Origin of the sequence: Pseudomonas sp. Irchel s3a12 (genome assembly GCF_900187485.1) — a bacterium.
Classification (GTDB): Bacteria; Pseudomonadota; Gammaproteobacteria; order Pseudomonadales; family Pseudomonadaceae; genus Aquipseudomonas; species Aquipseudomonas neuropathica.
The window spans coordinates 1-21,425 of sequence record NZ_FYDN01000004.1; the positions used below are offsets into that span (position 1 = coordinate 1).

24 protein-coding genes are annotated in these 21,425 nt (G+C 59.5%); 16 read left to right on the forward strand and 8 right to left on the reverse strand.

The window, feature by feature from the left end:
• Nucleotides 1-445 precede the first annotated feature (445 nt).
• A complete protein-coding gene (gene rhtA / locus CKW14_RS08060; protein WP_095048642.1) occupies nt 446-1,333 on the forward strand; it encodes a threonine/homoserine exporter RhtA in 888 nt (295 codons plus the stop codon).
• A gap of 168 nt (nt 1,334-1,501) precedes the next feature.
• Nucleotides 1,502-1,783, forward strand: a complete 282-nt coding sequence (locus CKW14_RS08065) for a hypothetical protein (RefSeq protein WP_093434980.1) — start codon at nt 1,502-1,504, stop codon at nt 1,781-1,783.
• A 1-nt stretch (nt 1,784) separates the two neighbouring features.
• Here the strand turns inward: CKW14_RS08065 and CKW14_RS08070 are convergent, their stop codons facing one another.
• Complete coding sequence (locus tag CKW14_RS08070; RefSeq protein ID WP_095125116.1) at nt 1,785-2,348, reverse strand: TetR/AcrR family transcriptional regulator; 564 nt, start codon at nt 2,346-2,348, stop codon at nt 1,785-1,787.
• A gap of 91 nt (nt 2,349-2,439) precedes the next feature.
• Between CKW14_RS08070 and CKW14_RS08075 the strand changes: the two genes are divergently transcribed.
• Complete coding sequence (locus CKW14_RS08075; protein ID WP_095048398.1) at nt 2,440-3,168, forward strand: SDR family oxidoreductase; 729 nt, start codon at nt 2,440-2,442, stop codon at nt 3,166-3,168.
• 35 nt (nt 3,169-3,203) lie between these two features.
• On the forward strand, nt 3,204-3,800 hold the full coding sequence (locus CKW14_RS08080) for a 2-hydroxychromene-2-carboxylate isomerase (RefSeq protein WP_093434986.1): 597 nt from the start codon (nt 3,204-3,206) through the stop codon (nt 3,798-3,800).
• A gap of 42 nt (nt 3,801-3,842) precedes the next feature.
• Here CKW14_RS08080 and CKW14_RS08085 read toward each other — a convergent pair whose 3' ends face one another.
• The 4 genes from CKW14_RS08085 to CKW14_RS08100 all read right to left on the reverse strand — a co-directional run bounded on the left by CKW14_RS08085 (nt 3,843) and on the right by CKW14_RS08100 (nt 8,053).
• On the reverse strand, nt 3,843-5,651 hold the full coding sequence (locus CKW14_RS08085; RefSeq protein WP_095048399.1) for an aminopeptidase P family protein: 1,809 nt from the start codon (nt 5,649-5,651) through the stop codon (nt 3,843-3,845).
• A gap of 56 nt (nt 5,652-5,707) precedes the next feature.
• Nucleotides 5,708-6,874 carry a cysteine desulfurase family protein gene (locus tag CKW14_RS08090; protein WP_095048400.1) on the reverse strand — a complete coding sequence of 389 codons (1,167 nt, stop codon included), beginning with the start codon at nt 6,872-6,874 and terminating at the stop codon, nt 5,708-5,710.
• A gap of 205 nt (nt 6,875-7,079) precedes the next feature.
• Nucleotides 7,080-7,694 (reverse strand): LysE family translocator, encoded by a 615-nt coding sequence (locus tag CKW14_RS08095; protein WP_034155169.1) that lies wholly within the window; start codon nt 7,692-7,694, stop codon nt 7,080-7,082.
• Nucleotides 7,695-7,795: 101 nt separating this feature from the next.
• Nucleotides 7,796-8,053: a hypothetical protein gene (locus CKW14_RS08100; RefSeq protein WP_007917547.1), complete on the reverse strand. Its 258-nt coding sequence runs from the start codon at nt 8,051-8,053 to the stop codon at nt 7,796-7,798.
• A 390-nt stretch (nt 8,054-8,443) separates the two neighbouring features.
• Here CKW14_RS08100 and msuE point away from each other — a divergent pair, with 390 nt between their 5' ends.
• From msuE to CKW14_RS08120, 4 genes are all read left to right on the forward strand, one after another.
• Nucleotides 8,444-9,007 (forward strand): FMN reductase, encoded by a 564-nt coding sequence (gene msuE / locus CKW14_RS08105; protein ID WP_095125117.1) that lies wholly within the window; start codon nt 8,444-8,446, stop codon nt 9,005-9,007.
• A 10-nt stretch (nt 9,008-9,017) separates the two neighbouring features.
• Nucleotides 9,018-10,163 carry an FMNH2-dependent alkanesulfonate monooxygenase gene (gene ssuD / locus CKW14_RS08110; RefSeq protein ID WP_007949711.1) on the forward strand — a complete coding sequence of 382 codons (1,146 nt, stop codon included), beginning with the start codon at nt 9,018-9,020 and terminating at the stop codon, nt 10,161-10,163.
• Between the two features lie 123 nt (nt 10,164-10,286).
• Nucleotides 10,287-11,474, forward strand: a complete 1,188-nt coding sequence (locus CKW14_RS08115; RefSeq protein ID WP_095125118.1) for an acyl-CoA dehydrogenase family protein — start codon at nt 10,287-10,289, stop codon at nt 11,472-11,474.
• A 36-nt stretch (nt 11,475-11,510) separates the two neighbouring features.
• Nucleotides 11,511-12,614, forward strand: coding sequence for a sigma-54-dependent Fis family transcriptional regulator (locus CKW14_RS08120; protein WP_007917735.1), 1,104 nt, complete (start codon nt 11,511-11,513; stop codon nt 12,612-12,614).
• Here the strand turns inward: CKW14_RS08120 and CKW14_RS08125 are convergent.
• Nucleotides 12,611-12,964 (reverse strand): antibiotic biosynthesis monooxygenase, encoded by a 354-nt coding sequence (locus CKW14_RS08125; protein WP_095048403.1) that lies wholly within the window; start codon nt 12,962-12,964, stop codon nt 12,611-12,613. The genes CKW14_RS08120 and CKW14_RS08125 overlap by 4 nt on opposite strands.
• A gap of 93 nt (nt 12,965-13,057) precedes the next feature.
• Between CKW14_RS08125 and soxR the strand changes: the two genes are divergently transcribed.
• The 4 genes from soxR to CKW14_RS08145 all read left to right on the forward strand — a co-directional run bounded on the left by soxR (nt 13,058) and on the right by CKW14_RS08145 (nt 16,166).
• A complete protein-coding gene (gene soxR / locus CKW14_RS08130; RefSeq protein WP_007917730.1) occupies nt 13,058-13,510 on the forward strand; it encodes a redox-sensitive transcriptional activator SoxR in 453 nt (150 codons plus the stop codon).
• Nucleotides 13,511-13,615: 105 nt separating this feature from the next.
• Nucleotides 13,616-14,074 carry a VOC family protein gene (locus CKW14_RS08135; RefSeq protein WP_095048404.1) on the forward strand — a complete coding sequence of 153 codons (459 nt, stop codon included), beginning with the start codon at nt 13,616-13,618 and terminating at the stop codon, nt 14,072-14,074.
• Nucleotides 14,075-14,314: 240 nt separating this feature from the next.
• On the forward strand, nt 14,315-15,190 hold the full coding sequence (locus tag CKW14_RS08140; RefSeq protein WP_095125119.1) for an alpha/beta fold hydrolase: 876 nt from the start codon (nt 14,315-14,317) through the stop codon (nt 15,188-15,190).
• 61 nt (nt 15,191-15,251) lie between these two features.
• Nucleotides 15,252-16,166, forward strand: a complete 915-nt coding sequence (locus CKW14_RS08145; RefSeq protein WP_095048643.1) for a LysR substrate-binding domain-containing protein — start codon at nt 15,252-15,254, stop codon at nt 16,164-16,166.
• A gap of 150 nt (nt 16,167-16,316) precedes the next feature.
• Here the strand turns inward: CKW14_RS08145 and leuD are convergent, their stop codons facing one another.
• Both leuD and leuC read right to left on the reverse strand, forming a co-directional pair.
• Nucleotides 16,317-16,931: a 3-isopropylmalate dehydratase small subunit gene (gene leuD / locus CKW14_RS08150; RefSeq protein ID WP_095125120.1), complete on the reverse strand. Its 615-nt coding sequence runs from the start codon at nt 16,929-16,931 to the stop codon at nt 16,317-16,319.
• Entirely contained in the window at nt 16,928-18,346 is a 1,419-nt protein-coding gene (gene leuC / locus CKW14_RS08155) for a 3-isopropylmalate dehydratase large subunit (protein WP_095125121.1), read from the reverse strand. The genes leuD and leuC overlap by 4 nt, the downstream gene beginning before the upstream one ends.
• Nucleotides 18,347-18,752: 406 nt before the next feature.
• Here leuC and CKW14_RS08160 point away from each other — a divergent pair, with 406 nt between their 5' ends.
• The 4 genes from CKW14_RS08160 to CKW14_RS08175 are packed head-to-tail and all read left to right on the forward strand — an operon-like array spanning nt 18,753 to nt 21,401.
• Nucleotides 18,753-19,952 carry a PepSY domain-containing protein gene (locus tag CKW14_RS08160; protein WP_095048408.1) on the forward strand — a complete coding sequence of 400 codons (1,200 nt, stop codon included), beginning with the start codon at nt 18,753-18,755 and terminating at the stop codon, nt 19,950-19,952.
• A complete protein-coding gene (locus CKW14_RS08165) occupies nt 19,949-20,491 on the forward strand; it encodes a thiamine pyrophosphate-binding protein (protein ID WP_095048409.1) in 543 nt (180 codons plus the stop codon). The genes CKW14_RS08160 and CKW14_RS08165 overlap by 4 nt, the downstream gene beginning before the upstream one ends.
• Nucleotides 20,488-20,829 (forward strand): hypothetical protein, encoded by a 342-nt coding sequence (locus CKW14_RS08170; RefSeq protein ID WP_095125122.1) that lies wholly within the window; start codon nt 20,488-20,490, stop codon nt 20,827-20,829. The genes CKW14_RS08165 and CKW14_RS08170 overlap by 4 nt, the downstream gene beginning before the upstream one ends.
• Nucleotides 20,826-21,401, forward strand: a complete 576-nt coding sequence (locus tag CKW14_RS08175) for a DUF6162 family protein (RefSeq protein WP_095048411.1) — start codon at nt 20,826-20,828, stop codon at nt 21,399-21,401. The genes CKW14_RS08170 and CKW14_RS08175 overlap by 4 nt, the downstream gene beginning before the upstream one ends.
• The last annotated feature ends 24 nt before the right edge of the window (nt 21,402-21,425 follow it).

The following is a 21,425-nucleotide window of genomic DNA, read 5'->3' on the forward strand; positions in this document are numbered from 1 at the left end:
TTAAGATCTTTCGTCTCAACCGAGGCGCGCATTCTACAGCAGCCTCATTTGCTGTCAAGTGATTATTTTCAGAAGTTTTCGAAGAATTCTTCAACAACTTCAACCACTTGCGCTTCCGATCTCTCGTCAGCGGGAGGCGAATTCTACAGCGTTACACGCTGCTGTCAACACCTCTTTTTCAACTTCCTTTTGGCTTCGATGAACTGAAGCAACCTGCCGCCAAAACCTACATAACTCATTGAATCTCAAGGAGTTTTCCGTTTCGACTGCGCCGGAAGTGGGGCGAATTATAGACATCCTGAATCTGCCGTCAACCGTTAATTTCACTTTTCTATCGATTGGCGGAAAAGACGGCCTCTATATAGACGTAATCGCAACGAATGCGCAGTATATTGCCCACTATCAAAATAAAACCCTGCTTTTTTACCTTGGACGATGCCGCGCAATGAATGACCAGCCACGCTCTCTTGCCTCAATGCTGTTCCCGGTTGGCCTGCTATTAATAGCCATGGCATCAATCCAGTCCGGCGCCTCACTTGCCAAAAGCATGTTCCCCATCGTTGGCGCTCAGGGAACCACTACGCTGCGGCTGATCTTTGCCAGTGTAATCATGCTGTTGATACTGCGTCCCTGGCGAGCCAGGCTGACCGCCAAGTCGCTACGCACGGTCATCGTTTACGGCATGGCTCTAGGCGGAATGAATTTCCTCTTCTATATGTCATTGCGCACTGTACCGCTGGGGATTGCCGTTGCCCTCGAGTTCACCGGGCCGCTGGCCGTAGCCATCTATGCCTCCCGTCGTGCTATCGACTTTCTCTGGATCGCTCTCGCCGCCGCGGGATTGATGTTGCTGATTCCAACAGGTGCCACCAGCGCCGGAATCGATCTGGTCGGCGCTGGGTATGCATTGGGAGCAGGTATCTGTTGGGCGCTCTATATCCTGTTCGGCCAGAAGGCAGGTGCCGATAACGGTGTGACGACCGCTGCATTAGGCGTAATGATCGCGGCATTGTTCGTGGCCCCTATTGGCATCGTGCATGCTGGTTCAGCGCTTTTGACCCCCTCCCTGATTCCCATTGCCATTGGCGTAGCCATTCTATCCACCGCCCTGCCCTACACACTGGAGATGGTCGCACTTACCCGCATGCCGGCACGTACATTCGGCACACTGATGAGTATCGAACCGGCTTTCGGAGCCTTATCGGGCCTGCTGTTTCTGCACGAATTCCTCACACTGTCACAATGGATGGCGATCCTATGCATTATTCTGGCGTCTGTCGGCGCAACCATGACCATGGGTAGCGCCGCGAAGCCTGCAATAGCGGCTGACTGAAAGAGGTTTTGACGAAGGTCTGGCAATTGGTGCGTATTTAGGCCATGTTTAGACCCGTCACCCAATGCCAGACATGGATTTTTTCGGACAGGGATTTCAAAACGCTTAGAGCGCAGGCGAACACAGGCAAACCCGGGCATTAGACTCGTGGCCGCTATAAGGACGGTAATGAAACGAATTTTGATACTGATCGCCATACTGGCTATTGCGGGTTGTGCGGCGACTTCGGAAACCAAGGTAAAACGCGGAAAAAAAGGGCTGCACATCAACTGCTCAGGGCTATCGTCCTCCTGGGACAAATGCTACGCCAGCGCCGCCAATGCTTGCTTGCCGAAAGGCTATAAGGTCATCGCCAAATCCGGTGACACCGTGGAAGAACCCGGCGATTACCCGTTCGGTCTCAATCCTGCGGGTTACACCAGTCGCAGCATGATTGTCATCTGTAAATAGATCAGCGCTGCGCGGCAATCTGCCGGCCAATTTCTTTATGGCTGGACTTCAGCACCGCTTGCTGAAGGTCCGGCGTGGCCAACATGCGCGCCACCACCAAGGCCCCGACGCATTGCGACAGCACCGACCACGCCAGGGTCTCACTCTCAAGTATCTGTGCCCAGCGCTCTTGCAGCCGACGAATCCATAACTCGGCTTGCTCCCGTACTTGGATATCCGATCGGGCAATTTCCGCGCCCAGCGCCGGCAACGCGCAACCGGCTTCAGGTTGTTCTACGTGAGCCATGCTCAGATAGTGCTTGAGACAGCGCTCCAGTCGCTCACGATCCTGCGCGCCCTCGCCCCCCAGTCGCTCAAGGCTTTGCCCCAACTCTCGCTCGACGATGGCGGTGAACAACGCATCTTTCGACGAAAAGTGACTATAGAACGCCGCGCCACTCAATCCGATAGCCTTCATCAAGCCGTCGACGCCTACCGTGGAAAACCCCGAACGCTTTGCTGACAGCGAGCTGCTCTGCAATAGCTTTTCCCGAGTTTCCAACTTGTGACTGGCGGAGTAACGCATGTGTTTGCCCTCGAATCGACTGCCTTGACGTGGTCTGGATCCTAGCATAACGTTCGTTCACTTAACGATCGTTTAATAAAGGCATCTATCCATGAATAACAAGAAGGTCGTATTAGTGGTTGGCGCCGGCGATGCCACGGGAGGGGCGATTGCCAAGCGTTTTGCCAAAGAAGGATTCATCGCCTGCGTCACCCGACGCAGCGCCGACAAATTGCAGCCGCTGGTGGACGCGATCAAGGCTGAAGGCGGTGAAGCCCACGGTTTTGCCTGCGATGCGCGCAAAGAAGAAGACGTAATCGCTCTGATTGAAGACATCGAGACTCGCCTCGGTCCGATCGAAGCTTTTGTATTCAATATCGGCGCCAATGTGCCGTGCAGCATTCTTGAAGAAACCGCACGCAAGTATTTCAAGATTTGGGAAATGGCCTGTTTCTCAGGCTTCCTCAATGCCCGTGAAGTGGCCAAACGCATGGTCACGCGCAATCGCGGCACGATTCTCTTCACCGGTGCCACCGCTGGGCTGCGTGGCGCTTCCGGATTCGCCGCATTCGCCGGCGCTAAGCACGGCATCCGCGCACTGGCGCAAAGCATGGCGCGGGAACTCGGGCCGATGAACATCCACGTCGCCCATGTGGTGGTCGATGGTGCGATCGACACCGATTTCATTCGCAACAGTTTCCCCGAGAAGTACGCCACCAAAGATCAGGATGGCATCCTCAATCCCGAGCACATCGCCGAGAACTACTGGTATCTGCACAGTCAGCCACGGGATGCCTGGACGTTCGAGCTGGATCTGCGCCCCTGGAACGAACGCTGGTAAGGCCCCGCCATAACAATAACGACAGAGACGCGAAAATGACTAAAACCGTGGAGTTCTATTTCGACCTTGGCAGCCCTGCCACCTATCTGGCCTACACCCAATTGCCGAAGATTTGTGCCGAGACGAACAGTGAGCTGATTTACATCCCGATGCTGCTCGGTGGCGTATTCAAGGCAACCGGCAACGCGTCACCGGCAATGATTCCGGCGAAGGGTCGGTATATGTTTCAGGATCTGGATCGCTACGCGAAACGCTACGGGGTACCGCTGAGATTTAATCCGCATTTCCCGATCAACACACTGATGCTGATGCGTGCGGTCACGGGTATCCAATTACGTCAGCCAGAACGCTTTGAGGCGTTTATCGATTGTCTGTTCACGGCGCTATGGGTTGAAGGACGCAGCCTTGACGAGCCCGCGACTGTCGCCGCTGTACTGAGCGAACACGGTTTCGACCCACAGGAAGTTCTGGCGCTGAGCAACGATGAATCTGTCAAAGCAGCGCTTAAGGAGAACACCGAAACGGCGGTTAAACGCGGCGTGTTCGGCGCACCGAGCATGTTCATCGGTAATCAGCTGTTCTTCGGCCAGGATCGGCTCGACTTCGTTGAGGAAGCCTTGCGCCAAGGCTAAGCGATCATTCAGGCGCTGGACACAGCGCCTGAATTCAGCCGATCAGATCGCAGCAGTACGGGTGTTCAACCACTCCAGCGCAGCCCCCTCAAGCAACGGACTCAGGCGCTCACGCACTTCTGTGTGGTAGCTGTTGAACCATTGCTTCTCTTCCTCAGTCAGCAGCGCCGGCAGCAGGCATCGCGTATCGATCGGGCACAGCGTCAAGGTTTCAAACTTGAGGAATTCACCGAATTCGCTGCTACCCGCCTCACGGTTCATCGCCAGATTCTCGATACGCACGCCCCAACGGCCCGGACGATACGTACCCGGCTCGATCGACGTGATCATCCCCGGCTGCATGGCCGTCTGCGGCGCAGGCGCGGCCTGATAGGCAATCACCTGTGGTCCTTCATGGACGTTAAGGAAGTAGCCAACGCCGTGACCAGTGCCGTGGCCGTAATCCACGCTGTCGGCCCAGATCGGCGCACGGGCGATGGCGTCCAGCAGCGGCGAGAGAATGCCTTTCGGGAACTGCGCGCGCGACAGCGCGATCACGCCCTTGAGCACGCGCGTGCAATCGCGCTTCTGCTCTTCGCTCGGCGTACCGACCGGCACCATCCGCGTGATGTCCGTGGTGCCGCCCAGGTACTGTCCACCCGAGTCGATCAGCAGCAAGCCGTCACCCTCGATCACCGCGTGTTCTTCTTCGGTCGCGTGGTAATGCGGCATCGCGCCATTGGCGTTAAACGCAGCAATGGTGTTGAAACTCAGCGAGACATAATCCGGACGACGCTCGCGAGCAGCGGTGAGCTTCTCATCGATGGTCAGTTCGGTAATGCGTTCGCGGCCCCAAGCAGATTCCAGCCAGGTAAAGAATTCGCACAGCGCCGCACCGTCCTGCTCCATGGCTTGGCGGATGTGTTGAGCATCGGCTTCACTTTTCTGCGACTTGGCCAGCGTGGTCGGATTCAAGCCTTCGACCAGTTTCACTGCGCTGTCGAGATTATCCAGTAAACCGCTGGTCACTCGTGCCGGATCGACCAGCAGGCTCGCGCCACTCGGTACGGCACGCAGGGCATCAGCGACTTCGCTGTAATCACGCAGCGTTACGCCATCCTGTTCCAGCACAGCGCGCAATTCGCCATCAACTTTGCTCAGCGCCACGAACAACGTCGCCTGCTGCTGATCGATCAAAGCAAACGAAACAAACACCGGGTTGAACGACACATCGCCGCCGCGCAGGTTGAACAGCCAGGCAATGTCGTCGAGGGTGGCGATGAAATGCCAGTCGGCCCCGCGCTCCCGCAAAGTTTCGCGCAGTTTGGCGAGTTTCTCGCCACGGCTGACCGTCGCCTGCGGTGGCAGATGCTGATAGATCGGTGCATTCGGCAGGCTCGGGCGATCACTCCAGACTTCCTGCAGCAGATCGATATCGGTACGCAGGCGCGCACCGCGTGCTTCAAGCTTGCTGCTCAGGGTACGCGCCGACGCCACGGCCATCACCGCACCGTCAACCGCGACCACACCACCTTCCGGTGTTTGCTCGGCCAGCCAGTCCAGCGGACTCGGCTGACCCGGTTGCAGTTTGACCAGTTCGATGCCGCTGCCCTTGAGTTCCTTGGTCGCTTGCTCCCAATAACGGCTGTCGGCCCAGACACCGGCGAAATCAACGGTGACAATCAACGTCCCGACCGAACCATGGAAGCCCGACAACCACTGCCGGCCCTGCCAGTAACCCGGCAGGTATTCCGACAAGTGCGGGTCGGCGGACGGCACCAACAACGCATGAATGCCTTCACGGCGCATCAGTTCACGGGTCTGCGCCAGGCGCTGGGGCACCGATCCTTCGGTCGAGGTCTGGGTACTCATCATGTCTCCTGCTAATCACTTCATCGTTATTGTTCGTAGCCGAGAGATCGGCTCGTTTAAAGCCCGGTCGCCCAGAATGCCGGAGCACTGGCGCAGGCGGTCTTGATCAATGCACAAGCCTTGTCGATATCCTCGGCGGTGGTGAAACGACCGAGGCTCAGCCGAATGGTGCGACCGGCCAGGTGCGCGTCATGCCCCAGCGCCAACAACACGTGGGATGGCGTGTTACTGGCCGAGTTGCAGGCCGAGGTCGCGGAAAAGGCAATCGAATGACTCAACGCCGCACTGTTGAATTCACCTTCGCTGAAGGTCAGGCTCAAGGTGTGCGGAATGCGTTGAGTGGCGCAACCATTGAGACGTACGCCCGGCAGGCTGAGCAGTTGTTCGAGCAAGCGTTCACGCAACACGACGATAGTTTTTTTCTCGTCATCGAACGTCTCGGCGGCCAGCGCGAACGCTGCGCCCATGCCGGCAATCTGGTGCGTCGCCAACGTCCCGGAGCGCAAGCCACCTTCATGTCCGCCGCCGTGAATCTGCGCCTGTAACCGCTGCTGCGCCCGTGGGCCGACATACAATGCGCCGATGCCTTTGGGGCCGTAGAGTTTGTGTGCGGAGAAGGACATCAGATCCACCGGCCATTGCCCCAGATCGATTGCCACTTTGCCGGCGCCCTGCGCCGCATCGACGTGGAACAATGCCTCGCGACTACGCACCACTTCGCCAATCGCTTGAACATCATTGACGGTACCCAACTCGTTGTTGACCAGCATCAGCGACACCAGAAAGGTGTCGTCGCGCATAGCTTCACTGACCGCTTGCGGGGTGATCAGGCCATCGGCATCCGGCACCAGATAGGTTACGGCGACGCCGGCGTCCTGCAATTGGCGGGCGGTATCGAGAATGGCTTTGTGTTCGATCTGACTGGTAATGATGTGGCCGCCGGGGACACCGCGGGCCTGCGCCACGCCTTTGAGGGCGAGATTATTGGACTCGGTGGCACCGGAGGTCCAGACGATCTGCTCAGCCTTGGCGCCGACCAGTTCGGCGACCTGTCGGCGGGCCTGCTCGACCGTGTGTCGGGCTTGCTGGCCGAACGCGTGGGAGCTGGAAGCCGGGTTGCCAAAGTTACCGTGAAACCCCAGACACTCGATCATCACCTGGATGACCCGCTCGTCAACCGGGGTGGTGGCGGCGTAATCGAAATACAACGGACGTGTGTTCATAAAAGACTCGCAGAGCGTGTTCCGGGATCAGGAGGCTCGTGTCTGCAAACGGCACGGCGCAGCCTTGTGAGCTGCGCGTCGGTTCGAGAGCGTCATCAATACCTGATCGGATGCCGTTAAAGAAGAACAACTTCATTTAAAAGTGCGTAGGAACGCTCCTGAGGCCGAGCTTAACAGGCATCCGGCCTGCGGTTGAAGCAATGCGTCAGCTAAAGCTTTCGAGAAGTAACGGGTACAGCGAAATCACCAGCAATGCGGCCATGCCCCAGTTGAACACGCGCAACCAGCGCGGATCCTTCAGCACATTGCGCAACAAAGTACCGCAGGCGGCCCAGACGCCGACGCTCGGCAGGTTGATGATGGCGAACACTGCAGCAATCACCACGACATTGGTGAAATAGCCCTGCATCGGCGTGTAGGTGCTGATGGCCCCGATGGCCATGATCCACGCCTTGGGATTGACCCACTGAAACGCGGCCGCGCCGAGGTAGCTGATCGGCTTCGCCTCGCCTTCGGCGCTGTCGCCGACCGGTCCCGAGTGAGCAATTTTCCAAGCCAGATACAGCAGATAGGCCGCGCCGACATAGCGCAGAACCGTGTAGAGAATCGGGTAGGTCTGAAACACCGCACCGAGGCCAAAGCCCACGGCCACGACCAGAACGAAGAAGCCGCAAGTGATCCCGAGCATGTGCGGGATGGTGCGGTTGAAGCCGAAATTCACTCCCGATGCCAGCAACATGGTGTTGTTCGGCCCCGGCGTAATAGAGGTGACTAGGGCAAACAGGGCAAAGCCCAACAGCAGGTCAAGCGAGAGGTTCATGGCAGGCAATCCATCAGGGTCATTCAGGTGTAGACCCTATCCCACGCCGCTCGGCAAGCCCACGGACAGTTGGGGAAAACTTCCACCAGTACAGTTTGTTTTCAGCTAGGACGACCGTGCAGCTGTACGGCACGTTCGGCGCTCATTTCAGCTTTCTTGTCGAACTGAGTCTGACCGAGCAATTGCGCTTTTTTTGCGTGGTATTCGTCGAAGGACAAGCCGCTGCGATTCAGTGCTTCCATCGCCAATTCACGGGATTCTTCATCGGTGTAAGGGCGCAGTTCCGGTGATACATGCCCAGCACAACCGGCGAGTACGGAGACAGCGAGCAACAGGGAAACGGTGAGTAAACGATTCATGGGAGCGTCCTGGCGAGCAATGGGGGGTCGATGGACAAAGGCTACGCCCGGGCACGCTTGCGCAGAAATCAACGCTCTCAATAGTGGCTATCAGGAAATCGACACGTGCTGGCACATATCTCTTAACGATCTATAAATATCAATTAACGTTCTTTTACGGAATAACAAACTGCCTCTATAACTCCCTGCATGCGCTGAGCACTGTTGCTCCAGCAACTGTTGCTCAGCCAACACTGATTCAACAAAGCACCCTGCTACTCACAGGCGCGACCGCCGCGCTAACGCTCAACGCCTTGTAAACCGGGGCTTCCAGGAATTGGTACAGCGCTTGCTCTGACCCGGTGACTCACTCACTGCTCGCTGAGCAACTGTTGAAAAAAGGAACTGATCATGTCGCGTCCCCTGAAAGTCGTCGCCCTCTCCGGCGGCACCTGGCGTCCGTCCCGTACTTTGGTGCTGACCCAAGCCTTGCTCGCCGAACTGGCCGGGCATCTGACCATCGAAAGCCATTTGATCGAACTCGGTGATATCGCTCGCCCGCTCGGTGGCGCGCTGTCGCGTCAGGAGCTCAGTGCCGAGGTTGAAGCCGAGTTGCAGGCCATTGAACAGGCCGATCTGCTGATCGTTGCCGCGCCGGTTTATCGCGGTTCTTATCCGGGCTTGCTCAAGCATCTGTTCGACCTGATCGACCTCAACGCCTTGATCGACACCCCGGTGCTGCTCGCCGCTACCGGCGGCAGCGAACGCCATGCGCTGGTGCTCGATCACCAGTTGCGGCCGCTGTTGAGCTTCTTCCAGGCCATGACCTTGCCGATCGGCGTGTACGCCACCGAAGCCGACTTCGCCGATTACCAGATCACCAGCGAGCTGCTGAAGGCGCGCATCCGCCTGGCGGCCGAACGCGCCGCGCCGCTGTTCGCCACCCAAATCAAACCTTTGCTGAAAATCGCCTGAGGAGCCGTTCATGGATGTTTTCTGGTTCCTGCCGACCCACGGTGACGGCCACTATCTGGGCACTACCCAAGGTGCGCGCCCGGTCACCCTCAATTATCTGAAACAAGTGGCGCAGGCGGCTGACAGCCTCGGCTACCACGGCGTGCTGATCCCCACCGGACGCTCCTGCGAAGACTCCTGGGTGATCGCCTCGGCGCTGGTGCCGCTGACCGAACGTCTGCGTTATCTGGTGGCGATCCGTCCGGGAATCATCTCGCCGACGGTGTCGGCGCGCATGGCTGCGACGCTTGACCGGTTATCCAACGGCCGCTTGCTGATCAACGTCGTGACCGGCGGCGATCCGGACGAAAACCGTGGCGACGGCAGTTTTCTCAGTCACGCCGAGCGCTATGAAGTTACCGATGAATTCCTGAAAATCTGGCGCCGCGTGTTGCAGGGCGAGGCGGTGGATTTCGACGGCAAACACCTGAAGGTGCAGAACGCCAAAGCCCTCTATCCGCCCGTGCAGAAACCCTATCCGCCGCTGTACTTCGGCGGCTCATCCGATGCCGCGCATGATCTGGCCGCCGAACAGGTCGATGTCTATCTGACCTGGGGCGAACCGCCGGCCGCGGTTGCGGAAAAACTCGCCGACGTGCGCGAACGAGCGGCGCGGCATGGGCGCAAAGTGAAGTTCGGCATCCGCTTGCACGTGATCGTGCGCGAGACCGCCGAAGAGGCGTGGAAAGCGGCGGACAAACTGATCGAACACATCAGCGACGAGACTATTGAGGCGGCACAGAAATCCTTTTCCCGGTTCGACTCCGAAGGCCAGCGACGCATGGCGGCTTTGCACGATGGTCGTCGCGACAACCTCGAAATTGCCCCCAACCTGTGGGCCGGTGTCGGTCTGGTGCGTGGCGGTGCCGGTACGGCGCTGGTCGGCGATCCGCAGCAAGTGGCGGCGCGGATCAAGGAATACGCGGATCTGGGCATCGAGAGTTTCATCTTCTCCGGTTATCCGCATCTGGAAGAGGCTTACCGCTTTGCCGAGCTGGTGTTCCCGCTGTTGCCCGAGCCTTACGCCAGTCTGGCCGGGCGTGGCGTGACCAATCTGACCGGGCCGTTTGGCGAAATGATTGCCAATGATGTGTTGCCCACAAAAGCCTCGGCGTAAACAAATCCCCTGTAGGAGCTACTGCAGGCTGCGATCTTTTGACTTTGATTTCTAAAAACCAGATCAAAAGATCGCAGCCTGCGGCAGCTCCTACAAGGGCAGTTTGAATTCAGGAGTGTTGGTGTGACCGCCAAACCGCAAAGTACCTTGTTATCCCCATTGCAGACCGCCCGCCAACTGGCTGCCGAGTTTGCCCTGACCGCCGTCGAACGTGACGAACGTGGTGGCACGCCAAAAGTCGAGCGCGATGCCCTGCGCGACAGCGGCCTGCTGGCCCTGAGCATTCCCACCCGCTACGGCGGCCTCGGCGCGAGTTGGAGCGAAACCCTGCAGGTCGTTCGCGAATTCGCCAAGATCGACAGCTCGATCGCCCACGTTTTCGGTTTTCATCATTTGATGCTCGCCACCGTGCGCCTGTTTTCCCGGCCGGAACAATGGCAGCCGTGGTTCGAACAGACCGCGCGGCAGAACTGGTTCTGGGGCAATGCGCTCAACCCGCTCGACACTCGGACCGTGGTCAAGGATCTCGGCGGCTGGCGCGAATTTTCCGGGAAGAAAAGCTTCTGTTCCGGCGCCAGCGACTCACAAATGCTGATCGCCTCGGCCGTCGATGAGAGCGCTGGCGGCAAATTACTGATCGCGGCGATTCCCAGCGGCCGCAGTGGTATCACCCTGCACAACGACTGGAACAACATCGGCCAGCGCCAGACCGACAGCGGCAGCGCGACCTTTGAACGGGTGCGGGTCGAAGAGTCGGAATTGCTCCTCGATCCCGGCCCGCTGAGCACGCCGTTCGCCTGCCTGCGGCCATTGATCGCGCAACTGACTTTCACGCATATGTTTCTCGGGATTGCCGAAGGCGCCTTTGAAGACGCGCGGCAATACACCCTCAATGAAACCCGGCTCTGGCACAAATCCTCGGCGCGCGATGTGCGCGAAGATCCGTACGTGCTCGCGCATTACGGCGAGTTCTGGGTGGCGCTGGAAGGCATTCGTCTGCTGGTCGAACGCGCGGCCGCATTGCTCGATGAAGCCTGGGCCAAGGGTGCGAATCTCAGTGCCGAGGAGCGCGGCCAAGTCGCGACAGCGATTGCCACCGCGAAAGTTGCCGCCAGCCGTCAGGGCCTGGAGATTTGCAGCCGTCTGTTCGAAGTGACCGGCGCGCGTTCCACCCATGCTTCCCTGCGCCTCGATCGTCACTGGCGCAATCTGCGCACGCAAACCCTGCACGACCCGCTGGACTACAAACTCCATGAGCTGGGCGACTGGGCGCTGAACCAGTCGCTGCCGGTGCCGACTTTCTATTCCTGACTTGCCTGCATTTGAACTAAAAAGAAGGACGAGCCCATGCAACTGCTGACCCTACCGCCCTCCCCCGCGCTCGCCACGTCGATCCGCGCCACCGCGCAGGTGTTCGAAGACCCGAAATCCCAGGCCCTGCTCGCGCATTTGCAACAGGTCGCGCCGAGTGAAGCCAGTGTGCTGATCATCGGTGAGACCGGCACCGGCAAAGAGCTGGTAGCGCGGCATATTCATAACCTCAGCAACCGCCGTCATCGGCCGTTTATCGCGGTCAATTGCGGGGCGTTTTCCGAGTCGCTGGTGGAAGCGGAATTGTTCGGTCATGAAAAAGGCGCGTTCACCGGTGCGCTGAGCGCCAAGGCCGGATGGTTCGAGGAAGCGGACGGCGGCACCTTGTTTCTCGATGAGATCGGCGATCTGCCGATGGCGATTCAGGTGAAGTTGCTGCGGGTGTTGCAGGAGCGCGAAGTGGTGCGGCTGGGCTCGCGCAAAAGCATTCCCATCGATGTGCGGGTGCTGGCAGCGACCAACGTGCAGCTGGAGAAGGCCATCAATGCCGGCCATTTCCGCGAGGATCTGTATTACCGCCTCAACGTGGTCAATCTGGAATTGAGCCCGTTGCGTGAGCGTCCTGGCGACATACTGCCGCTGACCCGCCATTTCATCGAGGCCTATAGCCAACGCCTCGGTTACGGGCGGGTCAGCATCAGCCCCGGCGCCGAACACAAACTGCGCGCTTACAGTTGGCCGGGCAATATTCGCGAGCTGGAGAACGTCATCCATCACACCTTGCTGATCTGCCGCAACGGCGTGATCGAACGCGATGATTTGCGTCTGTCGAACCTGCGCATCGAACGCCCGGACGATCATCACAGCAGTGCCGATGATTCACCGGAGGCCTTACTGGAACAGGCCTTTCAAAAACTCTTCGCGCAACAGGCCGGCGCGCTGCACGAAAAAGTCGAAGACGCTTTGCTGCGCGCGGCGTATCGCTTCTGCCATTACAACCAGGTGCACACCGCCGCGTTGCTCGGTCTGAGCCGCAACGTCACCCGCACGCGACTGATCAAGATCGGCGAACTGGCGGTAAACAAGCGGCGGCTCACGGAAAATCTGCAGGGCGAACGCCTGATCCAGTTGTCGATCTAGCCGACCAGGTGACAGTGCAGCGCATCGTCGTGACTGCGGGCGATGCTGCTTAGCACCTGGAACGAATTGAAGTTGATGGTTTTCGCCTGGTGGGCGTGAATCAGTTGCCAGAAGTCCTGCTCGCCGCTTTCGAAGCTGCGAAATGCCGCTTCACCCGCCTCGCGGGACTGCCATTGGAGGAAACTCAGCACGCGCCGGCCGTCATCGCTGGCCTGCACACTGGCGCTGACAAAACCGGCATAACGTTGCGCCAGGCGCTCGGTTTGCATTGATAGTGCAGTGACCAAGGCGGGTTGTTGGCGTGGTTCGATTTCGAATTCGATCAATTGGGTAAAACTGCGGTTGTTCATGGAATGCCCCCACTCAGCGTAAGACGAGCCTTGCGACTCGAAGACCTGCAGGGTAAAACCTCTAGTTAAGTCAAGGTCAAGAGCTGTCTTCAAATGATCAGCAAAGAAAATGTGCACAAACAGTTAACGGTTGGTGAAGTCGCAGCGCGCAGTGGCGTGGCCGTCACCGCCCTGCACTTTTATGAATCCAAAGGCCTGATCAAGAGCCAGCGCAATGCCGGCAATCAGCGGCGCTATCCGCGCGAAGTACTGCGCCGCGTAGCGTTGATCAAAGTCGCGCAGCGGCTGGGGATTCCGCTGGCGGAAATTGGCGAGGCATTGAAAATCCTCCCGGAGGATCGTGCGCCCAGCGCGGCAGACTGGAAAATCCTCTCACAGCAATGGCGACAGGAACTGGACGCGCGGATCGAGCAACTGACGCTGCTGCGCGATCGGCTCAATGGCTGCATCGGATGTGGCTGTTTGTCGATGGAGGCCTGTCCGCTGCGCAATCAGGGCGATGTACTCGGCGAACAAGGGCCTGGCCCGCACTTTCCAAAGGATTGACTGCTCGTCGGGCAAAAGTCTGCACGGCGAGGACGGTTCTATAGTGAATCTTCCACAAATTCGGTGGAGTCCTGTCCCATAGAACAACAATTCAGGGAGAACGTCATGAGCGTCAAACCCATTCCCGAGGGGTATCACAGCATTACCCCGTATCTCGGCATCCACAAAGCCGCCGAGGCCATCGACTTCTATAAAACAGCCTTCGGCGCCACCGAGGTCATGCGTCTGGCCATGCCTGACGGCGGCATCGGCCACGCCGAACTGCGCATTGGCGACAGCGCGATCATGCTCGGTTCGCCGTGCGATCAGGGGCCACTGAGCAATCCGGATCAAGCAGTGTCGGTTGGTTTGCATCTGTATGTGACTGATGTCGACAAATCGTTTCAACGGGCGCTGGAGGCCGGGGCGACGACAGTATCCGAGGTCAAGGATCAGTTTTACGGGGATCGCAGCGGGACGTTGAAGGATCCGTATGGGCATCTGTGGTTTCTCGCCTCGCGCAAGGAGGATCTGACCGAGGAGCAGATCAAACAGCGGGCGATGGAGATGTTTAGCCAAGGCTGATTTTTTCTGTGTGTTCAATGGCCTCATCGCGGGCAAGCCCGCTCCCACAGGGTTTTGTGGTTGGACATAGATCGTGACCACACCAAAGATCCCTGTGGGAGCGGGCTTGCCCGCGATGGGGCCGGAACGGCCAACAACCATCACACTTCATGAACCTGCCGACCACGCTTTGCCCCTTGCCGCAAACGCCGGACAATTTCAGGATGCAGCCAACCAGAACCCTGAACAAGGATCAGCCCGATGTTTGCCGGATTCCGCAAAGACCAGCGCCACGTCAACGGCGTCGACATCGCCTACCGCCTCGGCGGCAGCGGCCCCGGCCTGTTGCTGTTGCACGGCCACCCGCAGACCCATGTGATCTGGCACAAGATTGCCGAACAACTGGCCGAACACTTCACCGTGGTCGCCGCCGACCTGCGCGGTTACGGCGACAGCAGTCGCCCGGCCGCTGATGAGCTGCACGCCCATTACTCGAAACGCGAAATGGCCCGCGACAATGTCGAGTTGATGCAGTCGCTGGGCTTCGAGCAGTTTTCGATTCTCGCTCACGACCGTGGCGCGCGGGTCGCCCATCGTCTCGCGCTTGATCACCCGAACGCCGTGCAGCGCATGATGCTGCTCGACATCGCCCCGACCCTGTCGATGTATACGCAAACCAACGAAGCCTTTGCCCGCGCGTATTGGCACTGGTTCTTCCTGATCCGCCCGGCACCACTGCCGGAAACCCTGATCGAAGCGGATCCGGAAGGCTATCTGCGCAGCGTGATGGGCAGCCGCAGCGCCGGACTCAAGCCGTTTACCGATGAAGCCTTTGGCGAATACCTGCGCTGCCTGCAACGACCGGGCAGCGCTCGCGGCATCTGCGAAGACTATCGCGCCAGCGCCGGCATCGATCTTGCGCACGACCGCGCCGACATCGCCGCCGGGCATCAGCTGAATCTACCGCTGCGCGTGTTGTGGGGCGCCGAAGGTACGGTCGGGCGCTGCTTCGATCCGCTCAAGGAATGGCAGCAAGTGGCGTCGAACGTCAGCGGTCAGGCATTGCCCGCTGGCCATTACATTGCCGAAGAAGTCCCCGAACGGTTGCTCGCCGAAGCACTGGCCTTTCTGCGCTGACCGGAAACACTGGATCTCGGTGCTATGCTGGCGGCTTCTGCCGCCAGTGTTCGTTTTTGACATGTCCCAGAAGAAAGACACCGTGCCCCTGCCCGAAGACCTGCGCGTACTGCTCACCGTAATCCGCAAGAACGGCTTTGCCGCTGCAGCGGATGAGTTGGGCCTGTCACCGGCCTACGTCAGCAAACGCATCCAGATTCTCGAAACCACCCTCGGCACGCGTCTGTTGCACCGCACCAGCCGTCGCGTCTCGCTGACCGAGGACGGTGAGCGCGTGCAGCGCTGGGCGTTGCGCATTCTCGATGATTTCCAGCAGTTGCACGATGAACTCTCCGACGCCCACGGCAGCCCGCGTGGGCGTTTGCACATTTGCAGCAGTTTCGGTTTCGGTCGCAATCACGTAGCCCCGGCGGTGTCGTTGCTGGCCGAACGTTATCCAGAACTGGAGATTCGCCTCGACCTGTTTGACCGGGTGGTGGACATCATCAACGAAGGCTTCGATCTGGAGATCCGCGTCGGCGATGACCTGCCCGGCCAGCACATCGGTCGACGCCTGGTCAGTAACCGGCGGGTGCTGTGCGCCGCTCCCGGTTATCTGCAACGTCGCGGCACACCGCAGACGCTGGACGAACTGCAACAGCACGATTGCCTGGTGATCAAGGAGCGCGACAACGCCTTTGGGATCTGGAATCTGGATCGCGATGGCGGACAAGAGAGCGTGCGCGTCAGTGGGCCGTTGTCGTCAAACAATGGCGAAATCGTTTTGCAATGGGCGCTGGATGGACGTGGGGTTTTGTTGCGGTCGTTGTGGGATGTGAAGCCGTTGCTGGAGCAAGGACGCCTGGTGCAGGTGCTAGAGGATTACAGCCAGAGTGCCAATGTCTGGGCGGTGTACCCGACGCGGCTGGCACATTCGGGGAAGTTGCGCGCGTGTGTGGAGTTTTTGCAGGCGCATTTCAAAAGCCTGTCGCTATAGCTCAAAACACCACAAAAACCTGTGGGAGCTGGCTTGTCGGAACGCCGCATCGCAGCGATGGCGTCAGCTCAGCCAACACAAATGCTGGAAGTGCCGGCCTCATCGCTGCGATGCGGCGTTCCGACAAGCCAGCTCCCACAGGTTATGCGTTCAGCCTAACCAAGGGTTGTTGGCCAGATGTTGGCGTTCGAAGGTTTTGATCTGCTCGCGCCGTTGCAAGGTACTGCCGATAGCATCCAGACCGAGGATCAACGCAGTCTTGCGCAGGGTGTCGATCTGAAAGTCGATTACGCTGCCATCCGCCAGGCCAATCTGCTGCGTCTCTAAATCAATACTGATCCGCGCCGTTTCAGCCTGACCGACAAGCTGTCCGATGCGTTGCACCTGCGCGTCCTCCAGCGTGATCAACAACACCCCGTTACGCTGGCAATTGTCGTAGAAGATCCCGGCAAAACTGCTGCCGATCAACGCGCGGATGCCCATCTGCTGCAAGCCCCAAACCGCATGTTCGCGGCTGGAACCGCAGCCAAAATTCGCTCCGACTACTAGAAAACTCGCGCCCTGCCATGTCGGTTTGTTCAACACAAAATCGGGATCGGGGCTGCCATCGCGCAGAAACCGCAGATCGAAAAACAGCCCGCGATCGAGTCCTTGGCGATCAATGCCTTTGAGGAATTGTTTGGGCATGATCACGTCCGTGTCGACGTTGGCCGCCAGTAACGGTGCGGCCCGACCGCTGATGTGGGTGAAGGGTTGCAGGCTCATGGGCGTTCTCCAAATTGGCGAATATCGGTGAGTCGACCGCAGATCGCAGCGGCGGCGACCATGGCCGGGCTCATCAAATGAGTGCGCGCACCGGCGCCCTGACGGCCTTCGAAATTGCGGTTGGTACTCGACGCGCAGCGGTCGCCGGGCGCAAGTACGTCGTCGTTCATCGCCAGGCACATCGAGCAGCCAGACTGACGCCATTCAAAACCGGCATCGATAAAGATCTGCGCCAACCCTTCGGCCTCGGCCTGAGCGCGAACTTCGCTGGAGCCGGGGACGATCATCGCCCGCACATGTCCGGCCACTTGCTGACCGCGCACGACGCTGGCGGCATCGCGCAGGTCTTCTATCCGCGCGTTGGTGCACGAGCCGATAAAGGCGTGGCTGATAACAATGTCGCTGAGCGCCATGCCCGCTTCGAGGCCCATATAGTTGAGGGCGCGGCGCATGTCCTGACGCAGGATCGGATCGCTGATCGCTTGCGGATCTGGTACCCGCGCACCAATTGCAGCTGCCTGATCGGGGCTGGTGCCCCAGGTGACCATCGGTTCCAGGCCGCTGGCGTCAAGGTGAATCTCGCGGTCAAACAGCGCACCGGGATCACTGCGCAGTTCGCGCCACTTCTTCACGCCCTGTTCCCATAGCTCTCCTTGCGGCGTTCGCGGCTTGCCCTTGAGATAGGCGAAGACTTTGTCATCCGGGGCCATGAATGCGCCGCGCGCTCCAGCCTCGACAGCCATGTTGCAAATGGTCATGCGCGCTTCAACGCTGAGGGCATCAATGGTCGAGCCGCAGAATTCGATCGCGTAACCGCTGGCCCCGGAAGCACCGATGCGGCCGATCAGGGCCATGATCACGTCTTTCGAGGTCAAACCCGGCGCCAACTCGCCGTCGACGGTCACGCGCAGGCTTTTCAGTCGTTTGTAGACCAGCGTCTGCGAAGCCAGCAGGTGTTCGATCTCGGAGGTGCCGATGCCGAAACCGAAAGCACCGAGTGCGCCATAGGTGGTGGTGTGGCTGTCGCCAGCGGCAATGACCATGCCAGGCAGAATAAAGCCCTGCTCGGGGGCGATAACGTGTTCGATGCCCTGACGCTTGTCGAGGATGTCCAGCAACTCGATGCCGAAGTCCCGGCAGTTCTCCGCCAGATACGACACTTGCCGCGCGCCGCCGGCGTCGGGCATTGCTGCGATACGCACAGGCGTGGTCGGGTTGACGTGATCGACCACCGCCAGCGCCGTGCCCGGCCGCCAGACGTCGCGCCCGGCCGCGCGCAAACCGCTGAAAGCCTGCGGGCTGGTGTATTCGTTGATCACCTGACGATCGATATACAACAGGACATGACCCTGATCGTCGAGGCGGCACACCGTGTGCGAATCGATGTGTTTGTCATAGAGGGTTCTGGCGGTCATCAAGGCGCTCACTCAGGGAAATCAGGTGATTCCCATCATAGGGAGCGCGGGTCGGCCATCAATTGGCAGACAGTGATGGCGTGGATCATGAATCGTGTTTGATCCCCTGTACGCAGCAAAGCCCTGTGGGAGCGAGCCTGCTCGCGAAAGCGGTGGATCAGGCAACGGATGAAGTGACTGACCCGGCGCTTTCGCGAGCAGGCTCGCTCCCACAAAGGGATTTGTGGTGAGCGGGGAATTGGGAAACATTTGCTTTCATATCACCTTTCGGGATTTGTCCCGCTCATTCGTCCTATAGAGATGCAGGCCGTTCGCGTAGGCAAAAGCCACGTTCGGTCTTTCGGGGTCTGCCGTGCTGCGAAGCCCGTAGCCACGCGCCCTTTCACCGCTATAAAGACGCGCAATCATGTCGAAGAAATCCCGCTCCAAACTGTGGTTCCTCGTTCATAGCTGGCTGGCGTTACCGATCTGGTTCTTTGTCCTGATCGTCTGTGTCACCGGCACGCTGGCGGTGGTCAGCCAGGAAATCGTCTGGCTGGCCAACCCGCAGATGCGCGCCAGCCAGCCTGCGGACGATGCGCCGCTGCTCAGCTATGACCAGATCATGGCAGCGATCAAAACAGCCGAACCACAGACCATCGTTGAAAGTATCAGTCGTCCCGACGAATCCCACTTCGCCCTCGACGTTGCGGTCAGCTATCCGGACGGTCGTTCGCAGACGGTCTACGTCAATCCTTACACCGGGGTGATTCAGGGCCCTGCCCCGACGTTCGATTTCAAGGCCTTCACCCGCGCCCTGCATGGCTGGTGGCTGGTGCCGTTCACCAACGGTTTCAGTTGGGGCTGGTATCTGGTGTCGTTCCTCGGCGTGCCGATGCTGGTGTCGCTGATCACAGGTCTAGTGGTCTACAAGCGCTTCTGGAAAGGTTTTCTGCGTCCGACCCTGCGCGTGCGTCACGGCGCGCGGATCTTCTGGGGTGACTTCCATCGCTTGTGCGGTATCTGGTCGATCTGGTTCATTGCGGTGATTTCCATCACCGGGATCTGGTTTCTGATTCGGGCGATTCTGTTCGACAACCAGATCGCCATTTCCAGCGAGCCGATCATTCCGGCCATGTCCCGCGAGAGCGTGCCGATCTCTGCCGCCGGCACACCGCCGCCACGGATCAGCCTGGACCGTGCCGTCGAGCTCGCGCAAGAGAAGATTCCGGGGCTGGAAGCCAGCTTCGTCAGCCTGCCGGGCAATGCCTACAGCCACATGAGCGTCGGTGGGCGCGGCTGGTATCCGTTGATGTTCCAGACCGCCACGCTCAATCCGTACAACGGCGACATCGCCGCTTCACGGCTTCTGTCCGATCGTTCGTCGCTGGAGTTCGTCACCGAGTCCATGCGGCCACTGCACACCGGCGACTTCGGCGGCATCTGGATCAAGCTGATCTGGTTCTTCTTCGGTTTGATCCTGAGCATGATGATCCTCAGCGGCTTGTTGATCTGGACCAAACGCACCGCGCTGGCCACCGCCAACGCGTTGAAGCGCGAAGACAAGAAACACCGCCTCAAGGCACAACCGGCGATGAGCCGTGAAACCTCGGAGGCCAGCCTGTGAGCAAATCAATCACCAAGGCACAGCCTTCTCGACTCGCGCGTTTCTGGCACAAATGGCGCTTCCACATCAATGTCCTGCTGCTGTTGATCCCGCTGGGGTTCATGCCCAAATACTTCGCCGACGCCTCTCTGTTTCGCGGTGACAGCGGGCTGGGCCAACATGAAATCGGCAATATCCAGGTTGGCCCGTGGAGCCTGCGCCTGGCCGAACTGCGCAACGAAGCGCCGGTGCTCACTGGCCCGGCCGGCTACATGAAAGACTTCAGCGCCGCCCTTTGCGATGCCTGTGTCGAGCAGGTCAAGGCCACCTACCTGCGCATCGGCAAGCCACGCAGCCTGCGCGCCGCCGGTACGATTTTCTTTGGCACGCCATACCGCATGGGCACGCAGATGCCGATCCCGGAGAAGACCAGACCCGACGCCGAACTGTGGATCACCATGGAAGGCTGGGACGGCAGCATGCATCAGGCTTCGATTCCCCTGAGTCAGGCCTCCCCCGCCACCTTCGCCTGGCTGAACAAACAAGGAGTCAAACCATGACTTGTTCCCAACGCCCTTCCCGCCTGCGCCTGAAGGCCGTGCTGCTGGTGCTGTGCGCCGGTTTCAGCGCCAGTGCGCTGGCTCACAACCCGATGTGCGAATGTAAAGCCATCGACGCCGAGCAGATCAAATGCACCGGCGGGTTCTCCGACGGCAGCGGCGCGCCGGGGGTGACCCTCGATGTGATCGGTTACGACGAAACCATTCTGGTGCCGGGCAAACTCGGCGCCGATTCCACACTGACGTTCAAGAAACCCGGCAGCGAATTTTACGTGCTGTTCGACGCGGGCCCGGGCCACGTGGTGGAAATCGACCAAGCGGATATCGAAGCCCCATGAGTACGCCCACTCGACAAATCGTGCGTCCGGCCGGTGCCGGTCATGAAACCCTCAATGTGCTGCTGTTGTGCCTGTTGATCCTCGCGGTCGCAGGTTCTGTGGTCGCGTGGCGCGGGGTTTCCCATGAGCCCGAGCCAGTGGCGACTAACCAGCTCGACGCACGCCGCGACCTCAGTGCTGCCGAGCAAGGCATCTATGCCGACCTGCGGGTGACCCTCGATGAAATCCGCTTGCTGCGCGAGGAACAACAAGCCCTGCCGACGCCGCAGAATCTGGCCGACGAAGGGTTTGCGCCATTTGCCCAGGATGCGAGTTCGGTCAGCCGCGGCGGTCATGCCTGGCAATTGCTGGCGGACGCCGCGTATTTCGGCCAAAGCCAGAATCCGGCCGTCGCCGGTTCGTTTGTGATGCTGCTCAGCGCCGATGACAAGGCTGCGCCGGACATCTGGCTCAGCCGCGATGCTGCCGCTCAAGCCCCGGCGCAACTCACTGCGGCGGCGCTGTCCGCTGCCGGCTGGAAACAGATCGTCGCGCAATACGATGCCGGGGTTACCCGCGAACATCGCCATTGATTCCTCGCCCTCCTCCGAGAGAAG